Source organism: Variovorax sp. HJSM1_2 (genome assembly GCF_049316285.1).
Classification (GTDB): Bacteria; Pseudomonadota; Gammaproteobacteria; order Burkholderiales; family Burkholderiaceae_C; genus Rhodoferax_B.
The window spans coordinates 1-19,977 of record NZ_JBMOXA010000023.1; the positions used below are offsets into that span (position 1 = coordinate 1).

Below are 19,977 nucleotides of genomic sequence, written 5' to 3' on the forward strand. Positions count from 1 at the left end.
ACCCGCCGCTGGCACAAAGTGTGGCCAAGCTTGGCTACGGTGCTGCTGACGACCACCCCCAAGGCCTGGGCGCCAAACGTTTTGCCGAACTGGTCAAAGCCAAGACGGCGGGCCGCATTACCGTCAACACCTACGGTAGCGGCAAGCTGGGTTCCGACCCGGCCATGCAGTCGTCCGTGCAAGGTGGCACGCTGGAGATGATGGTTGGCCCCACGTCCAACCTGGTGGGTGCCGTCAAGGAATTTGCGGTTTTTGACCTGCCTTTCATTGTGGCCAACTACAAAGAGGCCGATGCGCTGCTGGACGGCCCGGTAGGTCAGCAACTTGCGGGCAAGCTGGATGCGATTGGCCTGGTGGAACTGGCCTACTGGGAAAACGGCTTTCGCAGCATGACCAACTCCAAGCGTGCCATCCACAAGCTCGAAGACCTGGCCGGTCTGAAGGTACGCGTGATCCAGAACCCGGTGTTCATCGAAACCTTCAAGACCCTGGGCGCCAACCCCGTGCCCATGCCGTTCACCGAACTGTATGGCGCGCTCGAATCCAAGGCTGTGGACGCACAAGAAAACCCCGTGGGCTTGATCGATGCATCGAAGTTCTACGAGGTGCAAAAGTACTTGTCCATGACCGGCCACATCTACTCGCCCTTCATCCTGATTGCGGGCAAGAAGTGGATGGACAAACTCTCGCCCGCCGACCGCACGGCGGTGAAGGAAGCCGCCGAAGAAGCCGCCAAGTACCAACGCCAGTTGCAGCGCGAGCAGTCACTCAAGCTGGTGGCCGAACTCAAGGGCAAGGGTATGCAGGTCAACGAGTTGAGCCCAGCAGAGCTGCAGCGCCTGCGCGATGCGGTCAAGCCCGTGGTCGCCAAGTTCTCCAATGACATTGGCGCCGAGCTGGTGAAACAAGCCACAGCCGTGAAGAACTGATGACGCAGAACACCGGAGACACAAGCTGTTTATGAGCCCTTCCAAAAGACTTGTTGTGGCCATTGACGATGGCTACCCGTCGTATGACCAGGAACGGGCGCTGCTGCAAACCGTGGGCGCCGATTTTGCAGTGCGCCCCTGTGCCGCTGACGTGCAACGCGCACGCGAAAACTGCCGCGATGCCGATGTGGTGCTGGTGCGTGAGTCGCCCGTGACCCGTGCCGTTATCGAAGACATGCAGCGCTGCAAAGCCATCATCCGCTACGGCATCGGCGTCGACAACATCGACATGCAGGCGGCGCGTGAACGCGGCATTGCCGTGGCCAACGTGCCCGACTACGGCATCGACGAAGTCAGCACACAAACCGTGGCGCTGCTGCTGGCGGTGGTGCGGCGGCTGCGCATCCATGACCGCGAGGTGCGCGAGGGTAGGTGGTCTACCGGTGTGCTGCAACCCATGTACCGCCTGCGTGGCCGTACCCTCGGCTTGCTGGGTTATGGGCGCATTGCGCGCATGACCCACGAGATGCTGTCGGGTTTTGGCTTTGGCCGGGTGCTGGTCAATGACCCTTTGGCCAAAGCCGCTGACGGCATTGAGCTGGCCTCGGTCGAACGCATCTGCCAAGAGGCTGACGTGATCTCGGTGCATGCACCGTTGACGGCCGAGACCAGGCAGCTGTTGAACGCCGAGCGCATCGCCATGATGCGCCCGACCGCCGTGGTGGTGAACACCGCGCGTGGTGGTCTGGTGGACTTGAATGCGCTTCACAAAGCCCTGGCCGAGGGCCGTATTTTGGGCGCTGGCCTGGACGTGTTCGAGCACGAACCCCCCGATGCCAAACACCCCCTGTTTGCTTTGGACAACGTGGTGGTGAGCAACCACATCGGCTGGTATAGCGAAGAAGCCATGCGTGACGTGCAGCGCAAAGCCGCCGAAGAGGCGGTGCGTGTGCTGCGCGGCGAAGCGCCGGTGCACTGGCTCAACCGCTGGTAGCCACCACAGCGCATTTCCCCGTATTTATTCATGACAAGAGGACAAACATGCAAGATCTGATTGAAGGTTTCAAAAACGTCGCCATTGCTTCCATCGCCGACGCGGTGGACAAGGTGTGTGGCCAACGCGGCTACTTGAGCAGCAGCATCAAGCCACGCATCAACGACGAACGTATCTGCGGCCCGGCCGCTACCGTGCTGGAAGCCGCAACCGATGAATTTGTGCCACCACAACATGCGCTCGATCTGATCGACGAAGCACCTAGCGGCAGCGTCATCGTCATCGCCATTGAAGGCGGCCAAACCGATGTGGCGGTGTGGGGTGGGTTGATGACGGCGGGTGCCGTGGCCAACGGCCATGTGGGCGCGGTGCTGGACGGCGCGGTGCGCGACCTCACCGAAATTCGCCGCGACTACGGCTTCCCCATCTATGCCCGCGATGTGAGCCCCGGCACCACGCTGGGCCGCTACCGTACGGTGGCTTCGCAGGTGCCGGTGCGTGTCGGCGATGTGGTGGTGCACCCAGGTGACATCGTGGTGGGTGATGTGGACGGCGTGGTGGTGGTGCCGCAGAACAAGGCCGCCGAAGTGCTGGCCGTGGCGCAAGAGATCGACGTGCGCGAGCTGGAGCAGGCCAAGTTGATCATTGCCGAAAAGTCCTTGCGCACCGGGCTTGCCAAATATGGCCGCATCTGAGGGCAAGGCGCACACCGGTCTCGACATCGTGGCGCTGGGCGAAGCCATGGTCGAGTTCAACCAGACGGGCGAGCGCGGCGGCAAGCTCTATCTGCAGGGCTTTGGTGGCGACACCTCCAACTTTGCCGTGGCCGCCGCGCGCCAGGGCGCGCGTGTGGCTTATGTGAGTGCACTGGGGCAGGACCAGAATGGTGCCATGTTGCGCGCGCTGTGGGATAGGGAAGGCGTCGACCATTCGGCCGTTCAGGCCGTGGCTGATGCGTACACCGCTATCTATTTTGTGAACCACAACGAAGCCGGGCACCACTTCAGTTTCTTCCGAAGTGGCTCCGCCGCCAGCCGTATGACGGCAAGCGACTTGCCGCTGGACGTGATTCGCCGCGCCAAGGTGCTGCACCTCTCTGGCATTTCGCTGGCAGTTTCGGCATCGGCCTGCGATGCGGCCTATAGCGCCATTGAGCAGGCGCGGGCCGCCGGCACGCTGGTGTCGTTTGACACCAACTTGCGTCTCAAGCTGTGGTCGGTGCAGCGTGCGCGCGCGGTGATGACGGACGTGATCCGTCAGTCGGATATTTGTTTGCCGAGTTATGAAGACATCGTGGCCATCACCGGCCTCACCGATCCCGATGCACTGGTCGACCATTGCCTGAATCTGGGGGCCAAGGTGGTGGCGCTGAAGCTGGGTGAACGTGGGGCGTTGCTGGCAGACGGCCATCAACGTCATATGCTGCCGCCGCACCCTTGCCAGCCGGTGGATGCCACCGGCGCGGGCGACACCTTTGGTGGCGCCTTTGTGGCGCGCCGCGTGGCGGGCGACGACCTGCGTACCGCTGGCCGTTATGCGGCAGCCGCAGCGGCGCTATCCACCCAAGGTTTTGGCGCGGTTGATCCCATTCCCCATGCGGCGCAAGTGCTTGCCGCCTTGCAGGCGCAGAGCGACTGACGGTTTTGCCAAGATTTTTCCGTGTTCCCTGCTACGCCAATCAATTTATGGAGACATGTTCATGAACGCATCTTTGAAGTTGTGTGCCCTGGCCTTGGCCGCGAGTGCCAGTCTGGCGCAGGCGCAAACTGCCGCGCCCAAGCTGGAAGTGGTGGCCGAATGGAACCGTCTGTCTTATGACCTGGGCGACAAGGCCGCGGAGAAGGCCTATGACGACCAGCAGGTCTACAAAAAGGCTTTGTTGCATGGGGTCAAGGTCGACTCGCGCGGCACACTTTACGTGAGCACGGCGCGCTGGGGCGGGGCCGAGGTGCCGGCCACCTTGTCTAAGCTGGTGAAGAAGGGCAAGGCGTGGAAGCTGCAGCCCTTTCCCAGCAAGGCGCTGAACGATGTGACCAATCCCAAGGGCCTGAAGGCAGTGTTGGGTTTCGAGATCGACCGTAATGATGTGATGTGGATACTGGACCAAGGGCACGTGGCCGGTGCACCTTCCAAGCCGGGAGATGAAAAGCTGATTGGCTGGGACTTGAAGACCGGCCGCGAAGTGGCGCGTTACGAGTTCTCTGATGCCGACAGCGACAAGAAGTGCTCGTTCTTGAACGACGTGGCCGTAGACAACGATGCGGGGGTGGTCTACATCAGCGACTCGGGCATTTTCTGCAATCCGCTCAAGGGCGGCATTCTGGTGTACGACATCCAGTCGAACAAAGCCAAGCGGGTGTTGTCGGCCCCCGAGTGGGTCAACAACGAAGACTACAGTTTCAAGATCCACGGCCGCGATGTGCTCAAGCCCGTGGACGGCAAACCCAACGGCATGAAAACCGGCGCGGACGGCATTGCCTTGTCGGGCGACAAGAAAACGCTTTACTGGACCAACCTCACGGGCAACCGCCTGCTGTCCTTGCCCACGGCGCTGATCCGCGACTTCAGCAAGAGTGAAGACGAGGTCAAGGCGGCGGTCAAGCTGGTGAACAGCTTGCCATCGAACACCGACGGCATGACGGCAGACCGCAACAACAACCTCTACATGACTGCGCTGGGTTTGAACGGCATCATGAAGCGCGATGCCGCCACGGGCGAGGTCAAAACCCATGTGAGCCATGACGAGGTTTCCTGGCCCGACACCTTGGCCTGGGGGCCAAAGGGCATGCTTTACTTCGTGAGCAACCATCTGCATTTGTGGGTCGACGGTGACATGGATTTCGACCACCCTAAAGTGCCGAACTTCCGCATCTACCGCTTCGCAACCGGCGCAAAGCCGTACCTCGCGAAGTAGGCCGCCATCGCTGTGCGTCATGAGAGCCGCTTGGCTGCGGATCTCATGGCGGCTGGGGATCTGGTGGTTTATGCCGATCTAAAAGGTATGGCCGGCGTTTTTGGATGAATTCAGTATGCCCCTTTGCCCAGTCGTACTGCAGCGTTGCCGGAATCGCGGCGGTAGACAGGGTGCACCTTTGCCCTGCAAGAAGACTGTGCTTCGCGGTCCGGCAATGGCATCCACGCGCTTGGTGAAGCTTGACCACGCCATGTCTTTCTGCTGCATGTCGCTTGCAGCGCGATAGAGACAGGAAAAACTACACCGTCTGGTGATGGCCAACTGGCTGTACATCAAGCGCCGCCAAGCCTTGGCCGGCGACGGTTCACGCGGTCAGCCACTGCTTGACGCTCCAGAAAGCAGGGACGGAGCTTGAATCGACTGAGGCCTGTTTTGTTGGTGCAATACAACTGGACACGACCTATGTCGCTGGTTAGCATCAGTCTGTCTTCCAGTTTCAGCGCAGCTGTTTTCGCCTCTTTGCAGCGTTAGCGCGCAGCCCATGGCCATCTTCTGTGTTTACATCTTTGGGGTGCGTGTTCTAGCGTCAAGTTTGACAAGACTTTCGAGTCAGGCCTCATGCGGCCTGCGATGGGCCAGAGCAAAGTTAGCAGCCTCAAAGCTTGCCCATCGTTTCATCCGTATGGCCGGACCGAAGAGATGAGACCGAGGCCTGCGCACCTGGGGAATTGATTCATTCGAGCGGACCATGTGAAGCCAGGGCGAAGTCAGCCCAAGCCAAGGCGCGTCGCCACGCATCCAGCACAGCGCCCGAGAGGGCGGAAAGAGGGGAATATGCACGCGAAAGTTGTTCCTGTCCTTTTGATCACGGCCTGCTTGGTCGCATGCTCCAAAGCGCCACCAGCCGCGCCCGCAGCCGCTGCGGCGGTCGAAGTCAGCGCCATCACCGTCAAGGCTCGCGACGTTCCGGTCGAGTTCCAGTTCGTAGGCCAAACCGAGAGCTCGCAGCAGGTCGAGATACGCGCACGTGTGCCCGGCTTTCTCAACAAGCGCATCTACACCGAAGGCAGCATGGTCAAGGCCGGCCAGCCGATGTTCCTGATCGACGCCAAACCATTCAACGCCGATCTGTCGGCGGCACGTGCCGAGATGGCCCAGCAGCAGGCCAGGCTCAACACCGCGCGCGCCAACCTGACCCGTGTCAAGCCGCTGGTCACCGACAACGCGCTGTCGGCGAAAGACCTGGATGATGCCACCGGCCAGGAGCAGGCAGCCGCGGCCGCGTTGGAGGCCGCGCGCGCCAAGGTCACCTCGGCGGAACTGAACCTGAGCTACGCCACGATCAGCTCGCCGGTGTCGGGCTTGTCGTCTTTTGCCAAGGTCCAGGAGGGCGCCTACGTGGACATGGGCAACAGTCTGTTGACCTATGTTGCCAAGCTAGATCCTATGCGGGTCAACTTCAGCCTATCGGAGAACGAGTCGCTGAGTCTGCGTTCCGAGGTCGCCAGTGGCCGTTTGAAAGCTGCGCCTGGCGAGCGTTATACCGTAGAGGTGGTGTTGGCCAATGGCGCCTCGTACAAGAGCCCGGGACGCATCACCTTTGCCGATGCCTCGTTTAGCCAGGAGACCGGCTCTTTCCTGGTGCGAGCCGAAATTCCCAATCCCAAGGGGGAGTTGCGGCCTGGGCAATTTGTTCGCGTTCGTGTGCATGGGGCCACGCGCAGCCACTCTATTGTCATCCCGCAGGCTGCTGTCCAGCAGAGTCCGCGGGGCAGCTTTGTCTGGGTGGTTGACAAGGACGGCAAGGCCGCACAGCGCAATGTCGAGGCCGGCCAATGGATGGGCGACAACTGGCTGGTCAGCAGTGGCCTGGCCGATGGCGACCGTGTGGTTGTCGACAGTATTCTGCGCATGGCGCCGGGCGTGCCGCTGAAACCCACCGAGGCCCCGGCCGTGGTGCTGCCGCCGGCAGCCACCGGCAGCGCGGAGGCACAAACGTCCGGGGCGGCCACGGCCAGCGCCGGTGCTGCTGGTGCCGCCGGTGCCACATCGGCTGATGCCGCATCGCTGTTGTTTGCCAGCGCCAGCACCCAACTGGACGCCGTCGCCCGCGCCGAGCTGTCACGTGTCGCGGAACGCCTGCGCGCCAACCCGCAGCAGCGCGTGTTCATCAGTGGTTATGTGGATGAACACGGTGACCCAGAGCGTAATGCCAAGCTGGCGCAAGCGCGCGCAAGCAGCGTGCGTGCCGCCTTGACGGCCCAGGGCATCGCCGCCACACGCATTGAACTCAAAGCCCCCGCCGATATCGTTGGTGGTGCCGATGCCGAGCAGGCGCGCCGTGTGGACATCGTCACGGTGGCCGGCTCATGAAGATTGCACACTTCTTCATCGACCGGCCGATCTTCGCATCCGTTCTCTCCATCATCCTGGTGCTCGCCGGCGCCGTGGCGATGCTGAACCTGCCGATTGCGCAGTTTCCCGAGATCACTCCGCCGCAGATCTCGGTCACGGCTACATATCCCGGAGCCAGCGCCGAGGTTGTGTCGGAAAGCGTGGCCGCGCCTATCGAGCAGCAGGTCAACGGTGCCGACAACATGATGTACATGAACTCGACCTCGAGTTCGACCGGCAACGTCACGCTGTCAGTGTTCTTCGAGATCGGCACCGATCCGGCATTGGCGCAAGTCGATGTGCAAAACCGCGTCAACCTGGCGCTGCCAACCTTGCCTTCGGCGGTCAGCAGCCAAGGGGTTAGCGTGGCCAAGAAATCGGCCGCCTTTATGGTGGTGGTGGCGATCTATGCACCCGATGGCCGCTACGACGCCAACTATGTTGCCAACTACGCCAACATCAACGTGCTGGACGCGCTCAAGCGCATTCCCGGCGCCAACCAGAGCGCCATCATAGGCTCGCCCGACTACGCCATGCGCCTGTGGCTCAAACCCGATCGCATGGCCAGTCTGGGCCTGACCGCGACCGACATCCAGCAGGCCGTGGCGGCGCAGAACCAGCAGTACGCGGCCGGCCGCCTGGGCGCGCCACCGACCACGACGCCGGTCCAGCAGACCTTTCCCGTGACAACTTCGGGCCGCATGACCGAACCCGCGCAGTTCGAGAACATCATTCTGCGCGCGCAGGGCGGCACGGGCGCCATCGTCAAGGTCAAGGATGTGGGCCGCGCCGAACTCGGTGCCAAGGACTACTCCATACGCGGCAAGTACAACGGCAAGGTGGCCACGCTCATCGCCATCTACCAGCAGCCGGGCGCGAATGCGCTGCAAGTCTCAAAGGACGTGAAGTCCACGCTGGCCAGCTTGAAGAAAAGCTTTCCCGAAGGCATGGATTACGACATCGCGCTGGACACCACCGAGTTCGTGCAGGAATCCATCACCGAGGTGATCCACACCTTTGTCGAGGCGGTGATCCTGGTGATCATCGTGGTGTTCCTGTTCCTGCAGAGCTGGCGTGCCACGCTGGTGCCCATCCTGGCCGTGCCGGTGTCCATCATCGGCGGCTTCATAGGCATGACGGCCATGGGCTTCTCTATCAACATGCTGACGCTGTTCGGCATGGTGCTGGCCATCGGCATCGTGGTCGACGACGCCATCGTTGTGGTTGAAAACGTAGAGCGCAACATGGCCGAGTTCGGCCTGTCGCCCAAAGAGGCCGCCAAACGCGCGATGGACGAAGTCTCTGGCCCCGTGGTGGCCATTGTGCTGGTGCTGTGCGCGGTGTTCATTCCGGTGGCATTCTTGTCGGGCATCACCGGCCAGCTCTACAAGCAGTTCGCCATCACCATCGCGGTCTCGGTGGTCTTGTCGGGCCTGGTGGCGCTGACCTTGTCGCCGGCCCTGGCCGCCATCCTGCTCAAGCCTGGCACACACGAGAAGAAGGGCTTCTTCGGCATGTTCAACCGGGGCTTTGACAAGCTGACCAATGGTTATAGCCGGCTGGCGCAGTTGGTGATCAAGCGTGTGGTGGTGGCCGTGGCGTTGATCGTGGTGATGGTGGCGCTGATGCTGGGCCTGTTTGGCCGGGTACCCTCGTCCTTCCTGCCGGTAGAGGACCAGGGCTACCTGTTCACTGCGGCCATCATGCCGGACGCCGCCAGCCTGGACCGCACCGAAGCCGAGACCGACCGTGCGATGGCCTGGTACCAGAAACACCCGGCCGTCAAATCAGTCGCGGCGATGCCGGGCTTCAGCCTCATAGACTCGCAATACAAGTCGAATGCAGGCACGCTGTTCGTGGCCTTGAAGGGTTTTGCCGAGCGCCAGGCGCCATCGGACAAGGCGGCGGCCTTGATCCGCGACGCGGGCGCCGAGTTCCGCCACGACAAAAACGCGCTGCTGATCCCTATCAATCCACCGTCCATCCCTGGCCTGGGCACGACCGGCGGCTTTGAGTTCTGGGTCCAGAGCCAGGGCGACGCGCCACTGCAAAAGCTCGAGGCCGTGACACGCGACCTGATCGCCAAGGCGCACCAGCGGCCAGAGCTGCGCGGTGTCAGCTCGACCATCAACACACGCTCGCGGCAGATGCTGGTCGACGTGGACCGTGAGCGCGCCGAAAGCCTGGGCGTGCCGGTGCAAGACGTGTACTCCACCTTGCAGACCCTGTTCGGCTCGCTCTACGTCAGCCAGTTTCCCAAGAGCAGCCGCTTGTTCCAGGTGATTCTGCAAGCCGAGCCCAATTACCGCGTCCAGCCCGAGGACCTGGGCAATATGTATGTGCGCAACCGCGCGGGCCAAATGGTGCCGCTGAAGGCGGTGGCGACAACCCGCTTCGTCACCGGAGCCGACATCGTTACCCGCTTCAACAATTTTCCGGCGGCCAAGGTGACGGGTGATGCCGCCGAAGGCTACAGCTCCGGCCAGGCGCTGGCCGCGATGGAAGACCTGGCGCGCGAGGTGCTGCCGCCAGGCTTTAGTTATGCGTGGTCCGGCCAGTCCTACGAGGAAAAGAAGGCCGGCTCCACGGCCGGCATGGTGTTCGCCTTTGCGCTGGTGATGGTGTTCCTGATTCTGGCGGCGCAGTACGAGAAATGGACCCTGCCATTCGGCGTGTTGCTGGCCGTGCCGTTTGCGCTGTTCGGCGCCATCACGGCCATCTGGCTGCGCGGCATCGAAAACGATATCTACTTCCAGATCGGTCTCACGGTGCTGATTGCGTTGGCGGCGAAGAATGCGATCCTGATCTTCGAGTTCGCGGTCGAGTTGCGCGAGAAGGAGGGCAAGTCGCCGTTCGACGCCGCGGTTGGAGCTGCCAGATTGCGTCTGCGTCCTATCATCATGACCTCGTTGGCCTTCATCCTCGGGTGTATTCCGCTGGCGATTGCCAGTGGTGCATCGTCGGCCAGCCGGCAGTCGCTGGGCACCGGTGTGATCGGCGGCATGTTGGGCGCTACGGTGATTGCCATCTTCTTCATTCCATTGTTTTTCTGGGGTTTCGAAACCTTGTCCGAGCGTTTTGGTGGCGCAGGCAAGGCCAAGGCGCCAGCAGCGGAAGAAGCCGCAGCCTTGACGCAAGGGAGGCCCCATGGCGAAGCTTGACATTGCTTCTGGCCGCCTGGGGGTTATCCGCGGCGCTTATATCCTTCCGGTTGCACTGCTCGCCGTGTTGAGTGGATGTACCTTGGGGCCCGACTATCAGCGGCCGGCCCTGGATGTTCCGGCGCAGCACCGGCATGCCGAGTTGGCCACAACTGGTGCGGTGGTGGACGTGGCCTGGTGGAAGCAGTGGGGCGATCCCGTGCTGGCCGCGCTGGTGGACGAAGCCTTGACGGCCAACCAGGACATCGCCGCATCCTCGGCCCGGGTTGAGCAGTTTTATGGCAGCCTGGGCCAGATCAGAGGCCAACTCTATCCACAGATTGGCGCAGACTTGGGCGGCACACGCAGCCGGGCCAGCGGCCGCAGTGTTTCACCGGCACCAGCGCAAAACCCCTACTCCGGCTATCAGGCTGACCTGACCGTCTCGTGGGAGATCGACCTGTTTGGCCGTGTGCGCCGCCTGACCGAAGCCGCCCAGGCAGATTTGCAGGCGGCGGAAGAAGCGCGCAGAGGCGTATTGCTGTCGGTGGTGGCGGCCACGGCCAGCGGTTACGTCACGCTACGCGACCTGGACAATCGGCTGGAGGTGTCACGGCGCACGCTGGCATCACGCGAGGCAGCGCTCAAGCTGTTCGAAAGACGCTTCAGGGGCGGCGTGATCTCCGAGGTGGAACTCAGCCAGGCACGTACCGAATACGCGCGCGCATTGCAGTCGGTTCCCCAGTACGAACAATTGGTCAGCCAGCAAGAGAACGCGCTGTCGTTATTGCTTGGACGTAACCCTGGGCCGATTGCCCGTGGCCTGTCTATCGACCAGTTTCAGCCGCCTCCGGTACCTGCCGGCCTGCCTTCTGAGCTACTCGAACGGCGCCCGGATGTGCGCCAGGCTGAGCAATCCCTGGTGGCGGCCAATGCGCGTATTGGTGCGGCGAAGGCGCTTTATTTCCCGCGTATCTCGCTCACCGGGGCTTTCGGCTCTGAGAGTTCTGGGCTGTCCAATCTTTGGAGCGGGCCGGCGCGCACCTGGAGCTACGGCGGAATGCTGGTGGCGCCGATCTTTACCGGTGGCAGCACACAAAGCCAGGTTTTTGGCGCAGAAGGTGCACAGCGCGAAGCTTTGGCTCTTTATCGGCAGTCGGTGCAAACCGCATTTCGCGAAGTCGACGATGCCTTGGTCGGCATTCGCAATACAGTGCAATCGCGCGATGCGCAAAAGCTTCAGGTCGATTCCACCGGTCGTTACGCGCAACTGGCCCGGCGCAAGTACGAGGGCGGATACACCAGCTACCTGGAGGTGTTGGATGCCGAGCGCTCGCAGTTCAGCGCCGAGTTGGCCTACTCCCAGGGCATAGGCGACGTTCTGCTGCAGCAGATCGCCATGCTGAAGGCCTTGGGTGGATCCTGGGTGGAATGGGCCGAGAAAAACGCATCTCCACCCCGCTCGCTGGATGTCGCCGAAAGCACTGCTACATCACCTCGTCAAGAAAAGTGAATGCAGCGGCAAACGCGCTGTGTGTGTTTGCCGCTTCGTTTGTACTTCGTTGTATTTGCTCCAATCGCCGCTCTACGCCTGGCCGCTGCTGAATGCCGGCCAGCAGACGCGTCCACTGGAGATCGCCGGGCCTGTCTACAACTCCGCTGGAAACACGCATTCCTCGGGGTGATCAAGAAGCCCACGCAGTCACTGGATCCGCAGCACCTCGAACAGTGATCTGGCTGGGGGGCCGCCTGCTTTGTGGGGCCTGTAGGCGCTGAGAAGGGAGACTCTGCCGAAATGCGACCGGCGGCGAGCGCCCGGCGGTTCTAGCCCCTGCGCTTGTTGACCACCATGTGTCCTCTCTACTTGGTGGACCACTTGGGCCAAAACGGTTCGCACTATTGGCGCCTTTCCGTCCAACAAGCGCCTCAGCCTTGTTGCGCGTCTCGGGCGCCTATTGCCTCTGAACAAAAGTGCCAGCGAATCTGCTTTTTGTATAGAGGCTTGCCGCCACGCAATCAATACAGTTCCCTTAGCCAGCGACGAACACCCCGAGCAGAGGGTGGCGGCTTGGCACAAGCATTAAAAACAGGAGACAAGAGTGGACAAGATTGCGTGCACGAAGAATCCGGCCGCACCAGTGGCCAAACACCTGGTGATGGCCATTTTGGCGACGTTGGGTGGCGGCGCCTCGGCGATGGACCTCAACCCCGGCGGCGAATGGCAGGTGCGCTGGGACAACACCGTCAAATACAGCTCGGGTTATAGGCTCAAGTCCCCATCGGCGGACTTGATTAGCCCTGTCTCGGTCAAGGCCAACGCAGACGATGGCGACCGCAGCTTTGGTCGTGGCCTGGTGTCCAGTCGCGCCGACTTGCTGAGCGAGTTTGACATTCAAAAAGACGGCTTTGGCCTGCGCCTGAGCGGCGCCGCCTGGTACGACCAGGTCTACAACCGCAGCAACGACCACGACTCGCCGATCTCGGCCAACCGCGTGCCCTACAACCAGTTCACGCCCGGCACGCGCGATGTGGCCGGCAACAAGGCCGAGATGCTCGATTGGTTCGCATTCGGCCGTAACCAGATCGGCGACAGCACCTTGTCGTATCGCCTGGGTCAGCACTCGTTGATCTGGGGCACCAGCATGTTCTTCGGCATGAACGGTCTGGCCAAGGGCATGGCGCCTATCGATGTCTACAAGCTCAGTATTCCAGGCGCCCAGGCCAAGGAAACCACCATTCCTGTGCCGCAGCTGTCGTCCACGTTGCAGTTCACCGAGCAGACCAGTGTGGAAGGTTATGTCCAGTTCAAATACCGTCCCACCCGCTTGCACCCCGCCGGCAGCTACTTGAGCAGCACCGACATGTTGGGTGATGGCGCCCAGCGTATGTTCATAGGCAACCCCACGGCAAACCAGTGCGGCAGCACGGCCGTGCCGGTGGCGCAGCGCTTCAACAACTGCTATCTGGGCTACAACGGTATCGACGAGGGCAAGAACAGCAACAACTTCGGTTTTGCGCTGAACACCCGCAGCGACTGGCTGGATGCCGACCTGGGCTTTTATGCCATCAGCTACCGCGACACCTCGACCATCATCCAGACCAGCACCGCCACAGGCCGCTACAAGCTGATTGTGCCGACCGACCCCGTGCGTTCGGTAGGCATGAGTGTGGCCAAGCTGGTGGGCGACACCAACGTCGGCCTGGAGATGTCCTTGCGTGACCGCCAGCCGCTCGCCGTCAAGGAAGGTGTGGTGACGCCGACCGACCCGAACTATGTGACCGGCCGCACCGCACACATGAACCTGTCCTGGACGCAATTGAGCGGCAAGGCGGGCTTCTGGGAAGGGTCCAGCCTGGTCGGTGAACTGGCGGCCAACCATGTGATGAGCATCAACGACGTGCGCACCACGGTGGCCGGGCGTTATGCCGTGGGCACTGAGAAGGTCAACCGCGACAAGAGTGAATCGAGTGTTGGCATGCGGGTGATCTTCACACCCACCTGGTACCAGGTGTCGCCCGGGCTGGATCTGAGCGCCCCCATCAACCTGGGCTGGGCTTTCCGTGGCACGTCGATGATCGACACCTCGTTCCCCTTTGGTGGCAGCCCCAACCGTGGCGGCGAGCTGATCCTGGGCCTGACGGGGGTCTACCTCAACAAGTGGATCGTCAACCTCTCGTGGATCAACTACCTGGGCAAGTCGGACACCCAGGCGCTGCTGGACCGCGACTATCTGCGTCTGAGTTTGCAGACCACCTTCTGAGCTGAAGAACAACTATCTGGAGACTAGCCATGCGCACCCCTTACTATCCACCTCTGCCACTCTTGCGGTCACTGCCACGCCTGAGCGTTCTGGCCGCCGCCTTGCTGATCGCCGGTGCGGCGTCCGCCGCACCCGAGGACGTGGCCGCCCTGAAGTCGGGCAACCTCACCCCCTACGGCGCCGAGCGCGCGGGCAATAAAGACGGCAGCATTCCCGCCTGGGATGGCAAGGCACCTGCCACCGGCGGTGCAGGCAATGCCAAACGCAGCGACCCGTTTGCCGCCGACAAACCACGTCTGACCATCACCGCCGCCAACGCCGCGGAGTACAGCGCGCAGTTGAGCGACGGCACCAAGGCCTTGCTGGCCAAGTACCCCGGATTCAAGCTCGACGTATACCCTACGCGGCGCAGCGCGGTGTTTCCGCAGGCCATCTACGACCAGGTGGCGAAAAACGCGGCGCGCGCCAAGCTCATCAACGATGGCTTGACGGTGGAAGGCGCCTACGGCGGCGTGCCTTTCCCGGTCCCCAAGAACGGGCACGAAGCCATCTGGAACCACATGCTGAGCTACCGGGGTCAGGTGACGAGTTTTGTGGCCGACAAATACGTCATGACCGCCGCTGGCGACCAGTTGCTCACCAGCCGCCAAAAGACCAATCTGATCTATCCCTTCTACGACCCGGCGGGCAGCCCGGAACAGTTCAGCGGTGAATGGGCGAGGGCGCGCATCGACATCACCGAACCACCCGCCAACGCGGGCCAGGCGCTGATGACGGTGGACTATGTCGACAACTTCGGCAAGCCCAAGGAAGGCTGGCAATACCTGCCGGGCCAACGCCGTGTGCGCAAGTCGCCATCGATTGCCTACGACACGCCCGATGGCTCGGCCGCCGGTCTGGCCAACTTCGACGACGTGAACCTGTTCATAGGCTCGCAAGACCGCTACCAGATGAAGCTGATCGGCAAGCAAGAGGTCTTTGTGCCCTACAACAACAATGGTTTGATGGCCAAACCCATCAAGGACGCGATTGGCAAGGGCACGCTGAACCCTGATGCCGTGCGCTGGGAACTGCACCGCACCTGGGTGGTGGAAGGCACGCTGCGTGAAGGCAAACGCAACACTGCGGCCAAACGCCGCTTCTACCTGGACGAAGACACCTGGCAAGCCGTGTTGACCGACAGCTGGGACGCACAAGGCAAGCTGTGGAAGACCGGCCAGGCCTTTACCTTGGTGGCCGGAGACCAACCCCTGGCGACCACGCTGAGTTATGCCTGGTTCGACTTGCTGGCCGGTGGCTGGGTGTTTGCCGGTGCGGTCAACGAAACCGGTGGTGTGGCCTACCGCGCTTTTGACAGCAAACAAATGGCCAACTTCTCGTCCGCCGCACTCGCCAGCGGCGGTGTGCGCTAAGGCCAATAAACGATGAAGCAAGTGGATGGAATGACACGCCGCATGGCGCTGCTGGGGGCAATAGGCTTTGGCCTGGCTCCGGCCGCCCACGCGGCTCAGCCTTTGGCGCGGGCGCTGGGCCAGCCCGCACTGAAGGTGGCGCGGCCTACACAGGCTGTGCTGCAAGCCGTGGCGCGCGCCGGGCAACGCCTGGTGGCCGTGGGCGAACGTGGCTTGGTGGTTTATTCAGATGACCACGGCCAGAGCTGGCAGCAGGCACAGGTGCCGGTCAGTTGCACCCTGACCGCACTGCGTTTTGCCGATGCCAAGCGCGGCTGGGCCGTGGGCAATATGGGCGTGGTGTTGAAGACCGAAGACGCTGGCGCCACGTGGCTGAAGATGCTCGATGGCCAGGCTGCTGCCGAGTTGGCATTGCAGGCCGCACAGGCGCAACGCGAGATCGGCAAGAGCCCGGACGCGGCCGCGCGGGCCAGCGTGTTGCTGGAAGACGCCCAACGCCTGGTGGCCGAAGGCGCAGACAAGCCGCTGCTGGACCTGAGCTTGCGTGCCGACGGCTCGCTGCTGGTGGTGGGGGCTTACGGCCTGGCCTTTGCCAGCACCGATGGTGGGCGCAGTTGGCAGTCGCAAATGCACGGCCTGCCGAATCCCGAGGGGCTGACGTATTACGGCATGGCCGAGCGCCGCCACGAGAGCCTGCTGTTTGGCGAACAAGGCCTGCTGCTGCGTGCCACCGCGCCGAATGAGACTTTTGCAGCGCAGACGCCGCCGGCGAACGGTAGTCTGTTTGGCGCTGTTGTATTGCGCGAGGGGCCGCTGCTGCTGCTGGGCCTCAGAGGCAAGCTGCTGCGCAGCGCCGCGGTGGGCGAGGGCTGGAGTGTGCTGCAAACCCCGGTTGAGGCTTCGTTGATGGCTGGCAGCCAACTGGCCGACGGCCGGGTGTTGTTGGTTGGCGCCGCCGGCCAGTTGCTGCAAAGCGAGGATGGCGGCGAACGCTTCCAGCCCCTGGCATTGACCCAGCGTTTCCCCTTCACCGGTTTGCAACAGGCCGCCGACGGCGCCCTGGTGCTGGTCGGCATGCGTGGCCTGTTGCGGCTGACACCGGCCGAGCTGGCCGCTGCTGCCATTCCTTCTTCTTCCCCTACTGCCAGAAAGCCCGCCATATGAGCATGGCGCCGCATCCCACGGTTCGCGCGAGCGACGCTGTTTCAGTCGAGCATTTTGATTCCGCCTCAGGCAGCCGCCTGGAACGCCTGGTGTTCAACCACCGCAGCCTGGTGCTGCTGGTTTGCCTGGTGTTGACACTGTTGCTGGGCTGGCAGGCCACACGTGTGACGGCCAACGCCAGCTTCGAAGGCATGTTGCCGCTGGCGCATCCATACCTGCAGAACTACCTGGCTGAACGCAAGAAGATTCCGTCGCAAGCCAATAGCCTGCGCATTGTGCTGGAGCGCAAAGACGGCGGCAGCATACTCGACCCCGACTACCTGGCCCGCTTGCGCGCGCTGAACGACGAGTTGTTCCTGTTGCCCGGTGTGCAGCGCGGCCAGATGCGGTCGCTGTGGACACCCTCCACCCGCTGGACGGCGGTGACCGAAAGCGGATTTGAAGGTGGCACCGTCATGCCCGACAACTATGACGGCTCAGCCACCGCGCTCGCGCGTGTGCGGCTGAACATAGAACGCTCGGGCGAGGTCGGGCAGTTGGTGGCCAAGGACTACCAGTCCAGCGCGCTGATCGTGCCCCTGGCCGAGCGCGACGCCGAGACCGGCCAGGCGCTGGATTACGCGCAGTTGTCGCAACGCCTGGAAGCCGTGCGTGCCAAGTACAGCGACGACAAGCTGGCGCTGCACATCACCGGCTTTGCCAAAGTGGTGGGCGACCTCATCGAGGGCCTGACCCAGGTGTTGGTGTTCTTCGCGCTGGCCGCCGCCATCGCCACCGCCGTGGTGCTGTGGTACACACGCTGCCTGCGTAGCACGCTGCTGGTGATGTTGTGCTCCATCGTCGCCGTGGTCTGGCAGTTGGGCCTGTTGCCGCTGCTGGGTTTTGCGCTCGATCCCTACGCGGTGCTGGTGCCTTTCCTGGTGTTTGCCATCGGCATGAGCCACGGCGCGCAGAAGATGAACGGCATCATGCAGGACATAGGCCGTGGCATGCACCGCCTAGTGGCCGCGCGCTACACCTTCCGGCGCCTGTTCACGGCGGGCTTTACGGCGCTGGCTTGTGATGCCGTAGGGTTTGCGGTGCTGCTGTTGATCAACATCCAGTCGATTCGCCAGCTGGCCATCATCGCCAGCCTGGGCGTGGCAATACTGGTGTTCACCAATCTGATTCTGCTGCCGGTGTTGTTGAGCTTCACAGGGGTGAGCCCGGCCGCCGCGCGCCGCATCGCGCTGGCCGAAAGCGGCGAAAACCCGAACACCGGCTGGCTGTGGGATCTGCTGTGCCGTTTCACAGCGCGGCCTTGGGCCCTGGGCGCGATCGTGGTCGCAGGGCTGCTGACCGGTGTGGGCCTCTACCATGGCCGATTGCTGCAGATTGGTGACCTGGATGCCGGCGCACCCGAGCTGCGTGCCAACTCGCGCTACAACCAGGACAACGCCTATCTCACCGCCCATTACGCCACCAGCAGCGATGTGCTGACGGTGATGGTGCGCACATCAGAGCAGGGCGCCATGTCGCATGCAGTGCTGGAGCGTGTCGACGAGTTGGAGTGGGAACTGCGCCAACTGCCCGGTGTGGAGAGCACGCAGTCACTGGCCTCGCTGGCGCGCCAAACGGCTGTGGCCATGAACGAAGGCAATCCGCGTTGGTACGAGCTGCAACCCAACCAGGGCGCGCTCAACACCGCCGGCTCGCGTGCGCCGCGCCAACTGGTGGATGCGGGCTTTTCGCTGCTGCAGGTGCAGGTCTACCTGGCCGACCACAAGGCGGAGACCCTGAAACGTGTGACGGCGGCGGTAGAAGACTTTGCGCGCCGCAACAGCCAGGAAGGCAGCGAGTTCCTGCTGGCGGCTGGCAATGCGGGTTTTGAGGCCGCCACCAACGCGGTGGTGGAAAAGGCCAACCGGCAGATGCTGCTGTGGGTTTATGCCGCCGTGGTGCTGCTGAGCTACTTCACCTTCCGCTCCTGGCGTGCCGTGGCCTGCGCCATCATTCCGCTGGCCGTGACCTCGGTGCTGGCCGAGGCGCTGATGGTGCAACTGGGCATTGGCTTGAAGGTGGCCACCTTGCCGGTGGTGGCGCTGGGCGTGGGCATTGGTGTGGACTACGCGCTGTACGTGCTGAGCATTGTCCTGGCGCAGCTGCGCCAAGGTGCGTCCTTGCGTGCCGCCTACCAGCAGTCGCTGCTGTTCACCGGCCGGGTGGTGATGCTCACCGGTGTGACGCTGGCGCTGGGTGTGGCCACCTGGGCGCTGTCGCCCATCAAGTTCCAGGCCGACATGGGGGTTCTGCTGGCCTTCATGTTTGTGGTCAACATGGTGGGCGCCCTGGTACTGCTGCCTGCGCTGGCGCACTTTTTGTTGAAGCCGGCGGTAGTGCCCCAGGTGGACGTGGTGAGTCGCCACAGTGCGGCTTCAGAGAAAGCGGCGGTGCCTGAATCCTTTGGCACGAACGTCACTGACACGTCGCTGCTCAAAAGCGCTAAAGCATAGGCCTTCACCGGGGCTTGCGCAGCGCAAGAAGCACGCCTATTCTGCTAAAGCTTGTGTTGTGCAAGCCTTAGCAGGTGCTTCGCCATGTCTCTCGCGCTCTACGGTCATCCCTTTTCTTCGTACACGCAAAAAGTGCTGGTGGCGCTGTACGAGAACCATACCGCTTTTGAATTTCGCAGCTTAGGGCCGGACACCCCGCAGCACGCGGCCAACTGGTTGCGGCTGTGGCCGCTGCGCAAGTTTCCGGTGCTGCTGGACGGAGAGCGCCGCGTCGCTGAGAGCAGCATCATCATCGAGTATCTGCAGCTCACACACCCCGGCTCGGTCAGCCTGCTGCCGGTGGAGCCTATCGCAGCCTTGGACGTGCGTTTTCTGGATCGCTTTTTTGATCTACACGTGATGACGCCCATGCAGCATGCCGTCAATGGCGCGTTGACGGGTGACGCCAGCAAACGCCGTGACGCGCAAACAGTGGCAACGGAAAAGCTGGAACTCGCCTACGCCTGGCTGGAAAACCATCTGGCCGACAAAACCTGGGCCGCGGGTGAACACTTCACGCTGGCGGATTGCGCAGCCGCACCGTCGCTTTTCTACGCCGATTGGACGCACCGCATCTCTGAGGCCTACCCCGGGCTGCGTGCCTATCGCGCACGTTTGTTGGCGCGCCCATCGTTCGCCAGGGCCGTGGATGAAGCGCGCCCGTTCCGGCCCTTGTTTCCGCTTGGTGCACCCGATCGGGATTGACCCGGCGGCAACTCTCATTTGCTCCAGCAGAAA

Annotated in this window: 13 protein-coding genes; all 13 read left to right on the forward strand. The window is 62.6% G+C overall.

Translation table 11 applies throughout. The features are described 5' to 3' along the window. On the forward strand, positions 1-929 hold a 929-nt coding region (locus ACFQ95_RS20185; protein WP_422833857.1), incomplete at its 5' end, for a TRAP transporter substrate-binding protein. 55 nt (positions 930-984) lie between these two features. Next, entirely contained in the window at positions 985-1,923 is a 939-nt protein-coding gene (locus ACFQ95_RS20190; RefSeq protein ID WP_422833858.1) for a C-terminal binding protein, read from the forward strand. A 47-nt stretch (positions 1,924-1,970) separates the two neighbouring features. Further along, positions 1,971-2,618 carry an RraA family protein gene (locus ACFQ95_RS20195; RefSeq protein ID WP_422833860.1) on the forward strand — a complete coding sequence of 216 codons (648 nt, stop codon included), beginning with the start codon at positions 1,971-1,973 and terminating at the stop codon, positions 2,616-2,618. Next, a complete protein-coding gene (locus ACFQ95_RS20200; protein ID WP_422833862.1) occupies positions 2,605-3,561 on the forward strand; it encodes a sugar kinase in 957 nt (318 codons plus the stop codon). The genes ACFQ95_RS20195 and ACFQ95_RS20200 overlap by 14 nt, the downstream gene beginning before the upstream one ends. 61 nt (positions 3,562-3,622) lie before the next feature. Further along, on the forward strand, positions 3,623-4,837 hold the full coding sequence (locus tag ACFQ95_RS20205) for an L-dopachrome tautomerase-related protein (RefSeq protein WP_422833864.1): 1,215 nt from the start codon (positions 3,623-3,625) through the stop codon (positions 4,835-4,837). An 834-nt stretch (positions 4,838-5,671) separates the two neighbouring features. Beyond that, positions 5,672-7,210, forward strand: coding sequence for an efflux RND transporter periplasmic adaptor subunit (locus tag ACFQ95_RS20210; RefSeq protein ID WP_422833866.1), 1,539 nt, complete (start codon positions 5,672-5,674; stop codon positions 7,208-7,210). Further along, positions 7,207-10,392, forward strand: coding sequence for an efflux RND transporter permease subunit (locus ACFQ95_RS20215; RefSeq protein ID WP_422833868.1), 3,186 nt, complete (start codon positions 7,207-7,209; stop codon positions 10,390-10,392). Before ACFQ95_RS20210 ends, ACFQ95_RS20215 begins: the two co-directional genes overlap by 4 nt. Continuing rightward, positions 10,379-11,884, forward strand: a complete 1,506-nt coding sequence (locus tag ACFQ95_RS20220; protein WP_422833870.1) for an efflux transporter outer membrane subunit — start codon at positions 10,379-10,381, stop codon at positions 11,882-11,884. The genes ACFQ95_RS20215 and ACFQ95_RS20220 overlap by 14 nt, the downstream gene beginning before the upstream one ends. Positions 11,885-12,470: 586 nt before the next feature. Next, positions 12,471-14,132 (forward strand): DUF1302 domain-containing protein, encoded by a 1,662-nt coding sequence (locus tag ACFQ95_RS20225; RefSeq protein ID WP_422833872.1) that lies wholly within the window; start codon positions 12,471-12,473, stop codon positions 14,130-14,132. A gap of 29 nt (positions 14,133-14,161) precedes the next feature. Beyond that, positions 14,162-15,544, forward strand: a complete 1,383-nt coding sequence (locus ACFQ95_RS20230) for a DUF1329 domain-containing protein (protein ID WP_422833874.1) — start codon at positions 14,162-14,164, stop codon at positions 15,542-15,544. A 12-nt stretch (positions 15,545-15,556) separates the two neighbouring features. Then, positions 15,557-16,708 carry a WD40/YVTN/BNR-like repeat-containing protein gene (locus ACFQ95_RS20235; protein ID WP_422833876.1) on the forward strand — a complete coding sequence of 384 codons (1,152 nt, stop codon included), beginning with the start codon at positions 15,557-15,559 and terminating at the stop codon, positions 16,706-16,708. After that, a complete protein-coding gene (locus ACFQ95_RS20240; protein WP_422833878.1) occupies positions 16,705-19,200 on the forward strand; it encodes an efflux RND transporter permease subunit in 2,496 nt (831 codons plus the stop codon). The genes ACFQ95_RS20235 and ACFQ95_RS20240 overlap by 4 nt, the downstream gene beginning before the upstream one ends. Positions 19,201-19,284: 84 nt before the next feature. Beyond that, positions 19,285-19,944 carry a glutathione S-transferase family protein gene (locus tag ACFQ95_RS20245; protein ID WP_422833880.1) on the forward strand — a complete coding sequence of 220 codons (660 nt, stop codon included), beginning with the start codon at positions 19,285-19,287 and terminating at the stop codon, positions 19,942-19,944. The last annotated feature ends 33 nt before the right edge of the window (positions 19,945-19,977 follow it).

Bases quoted from the DNA above. Each gene is read 5' to 3' on its own strand.
- ACFQ95_RS20245 (WP_422833880.1), top strand. From the start codon at position 19,285: ATGTCTCTCGCGCTCTACGGTCATCCCTTTTCTTCGTACACGCAAAAA.
- ACFQ95_RS20230 (WP_422833874.1), top strand. From the start codon at position 14,162: ATGCGCACCCCTTACTATCCACCTCTGCCACTCTTGCGGTCACTGCCA.
- ACFQ95_RS20220 (WP_422833870.1), top strand. From the start codon at position 10,379: ATGGCGAAGCTTGACATTGCTTCTGGCCGCCTGGGGGTTATCCGCGGC.
- ACFQ95_RS20235 (WP_422833876.1), top strand. From the start codon at position 15,557: ATGAAGCAAGTGGATGGAATGACACGCCGCATGGCGCTGCTGGGGGCA.
- ACFQ95_RS20210 (WP_422833866.1), top strand. From the start codon at position 5,672: ATGCACGCGAAAGTTGTTCCTGTCCTTTTGATCACGGCCTGCTTGGTC.
- ACFQ95_RS20205 (WP_422833864.1), top strand. From the start codon at position 3,623: ATGAACGCATCTTTGAAGTTGTGTGCCCTGGCCTTGGCCGCGAGTGCC.
- ACFQ95_RS20215 (WP_422833868.1), top strand. From the start codon at position 7,207: ATGAAGATTGCACACTTCTTCATCGACCGGCCGATCTTCGCATCCGTT.
- ACFQ95_RS20195 (WP_422833860.1), top strand. From the start codon at position 1,971: ATGCAAGATCTGATTGAAGGTTTCAAAAACGTCGCCATTGCTTCCATC.
- ACFQ95_RS20240 (WP_422833878.1), top strand. From the start codon at position 16,705: ATGAGCATGGCGCCGCATCCCACGGTTCGCGCGAGCGACGCTGTTTCA.
- ACFQ95_RS20200 (WP_422833862.1), top strand. From the start codon at position 2,605: ATGGCCGCATCTGAGGGCAAGGCGCACACCGGTCTCGACATCGTGGCG.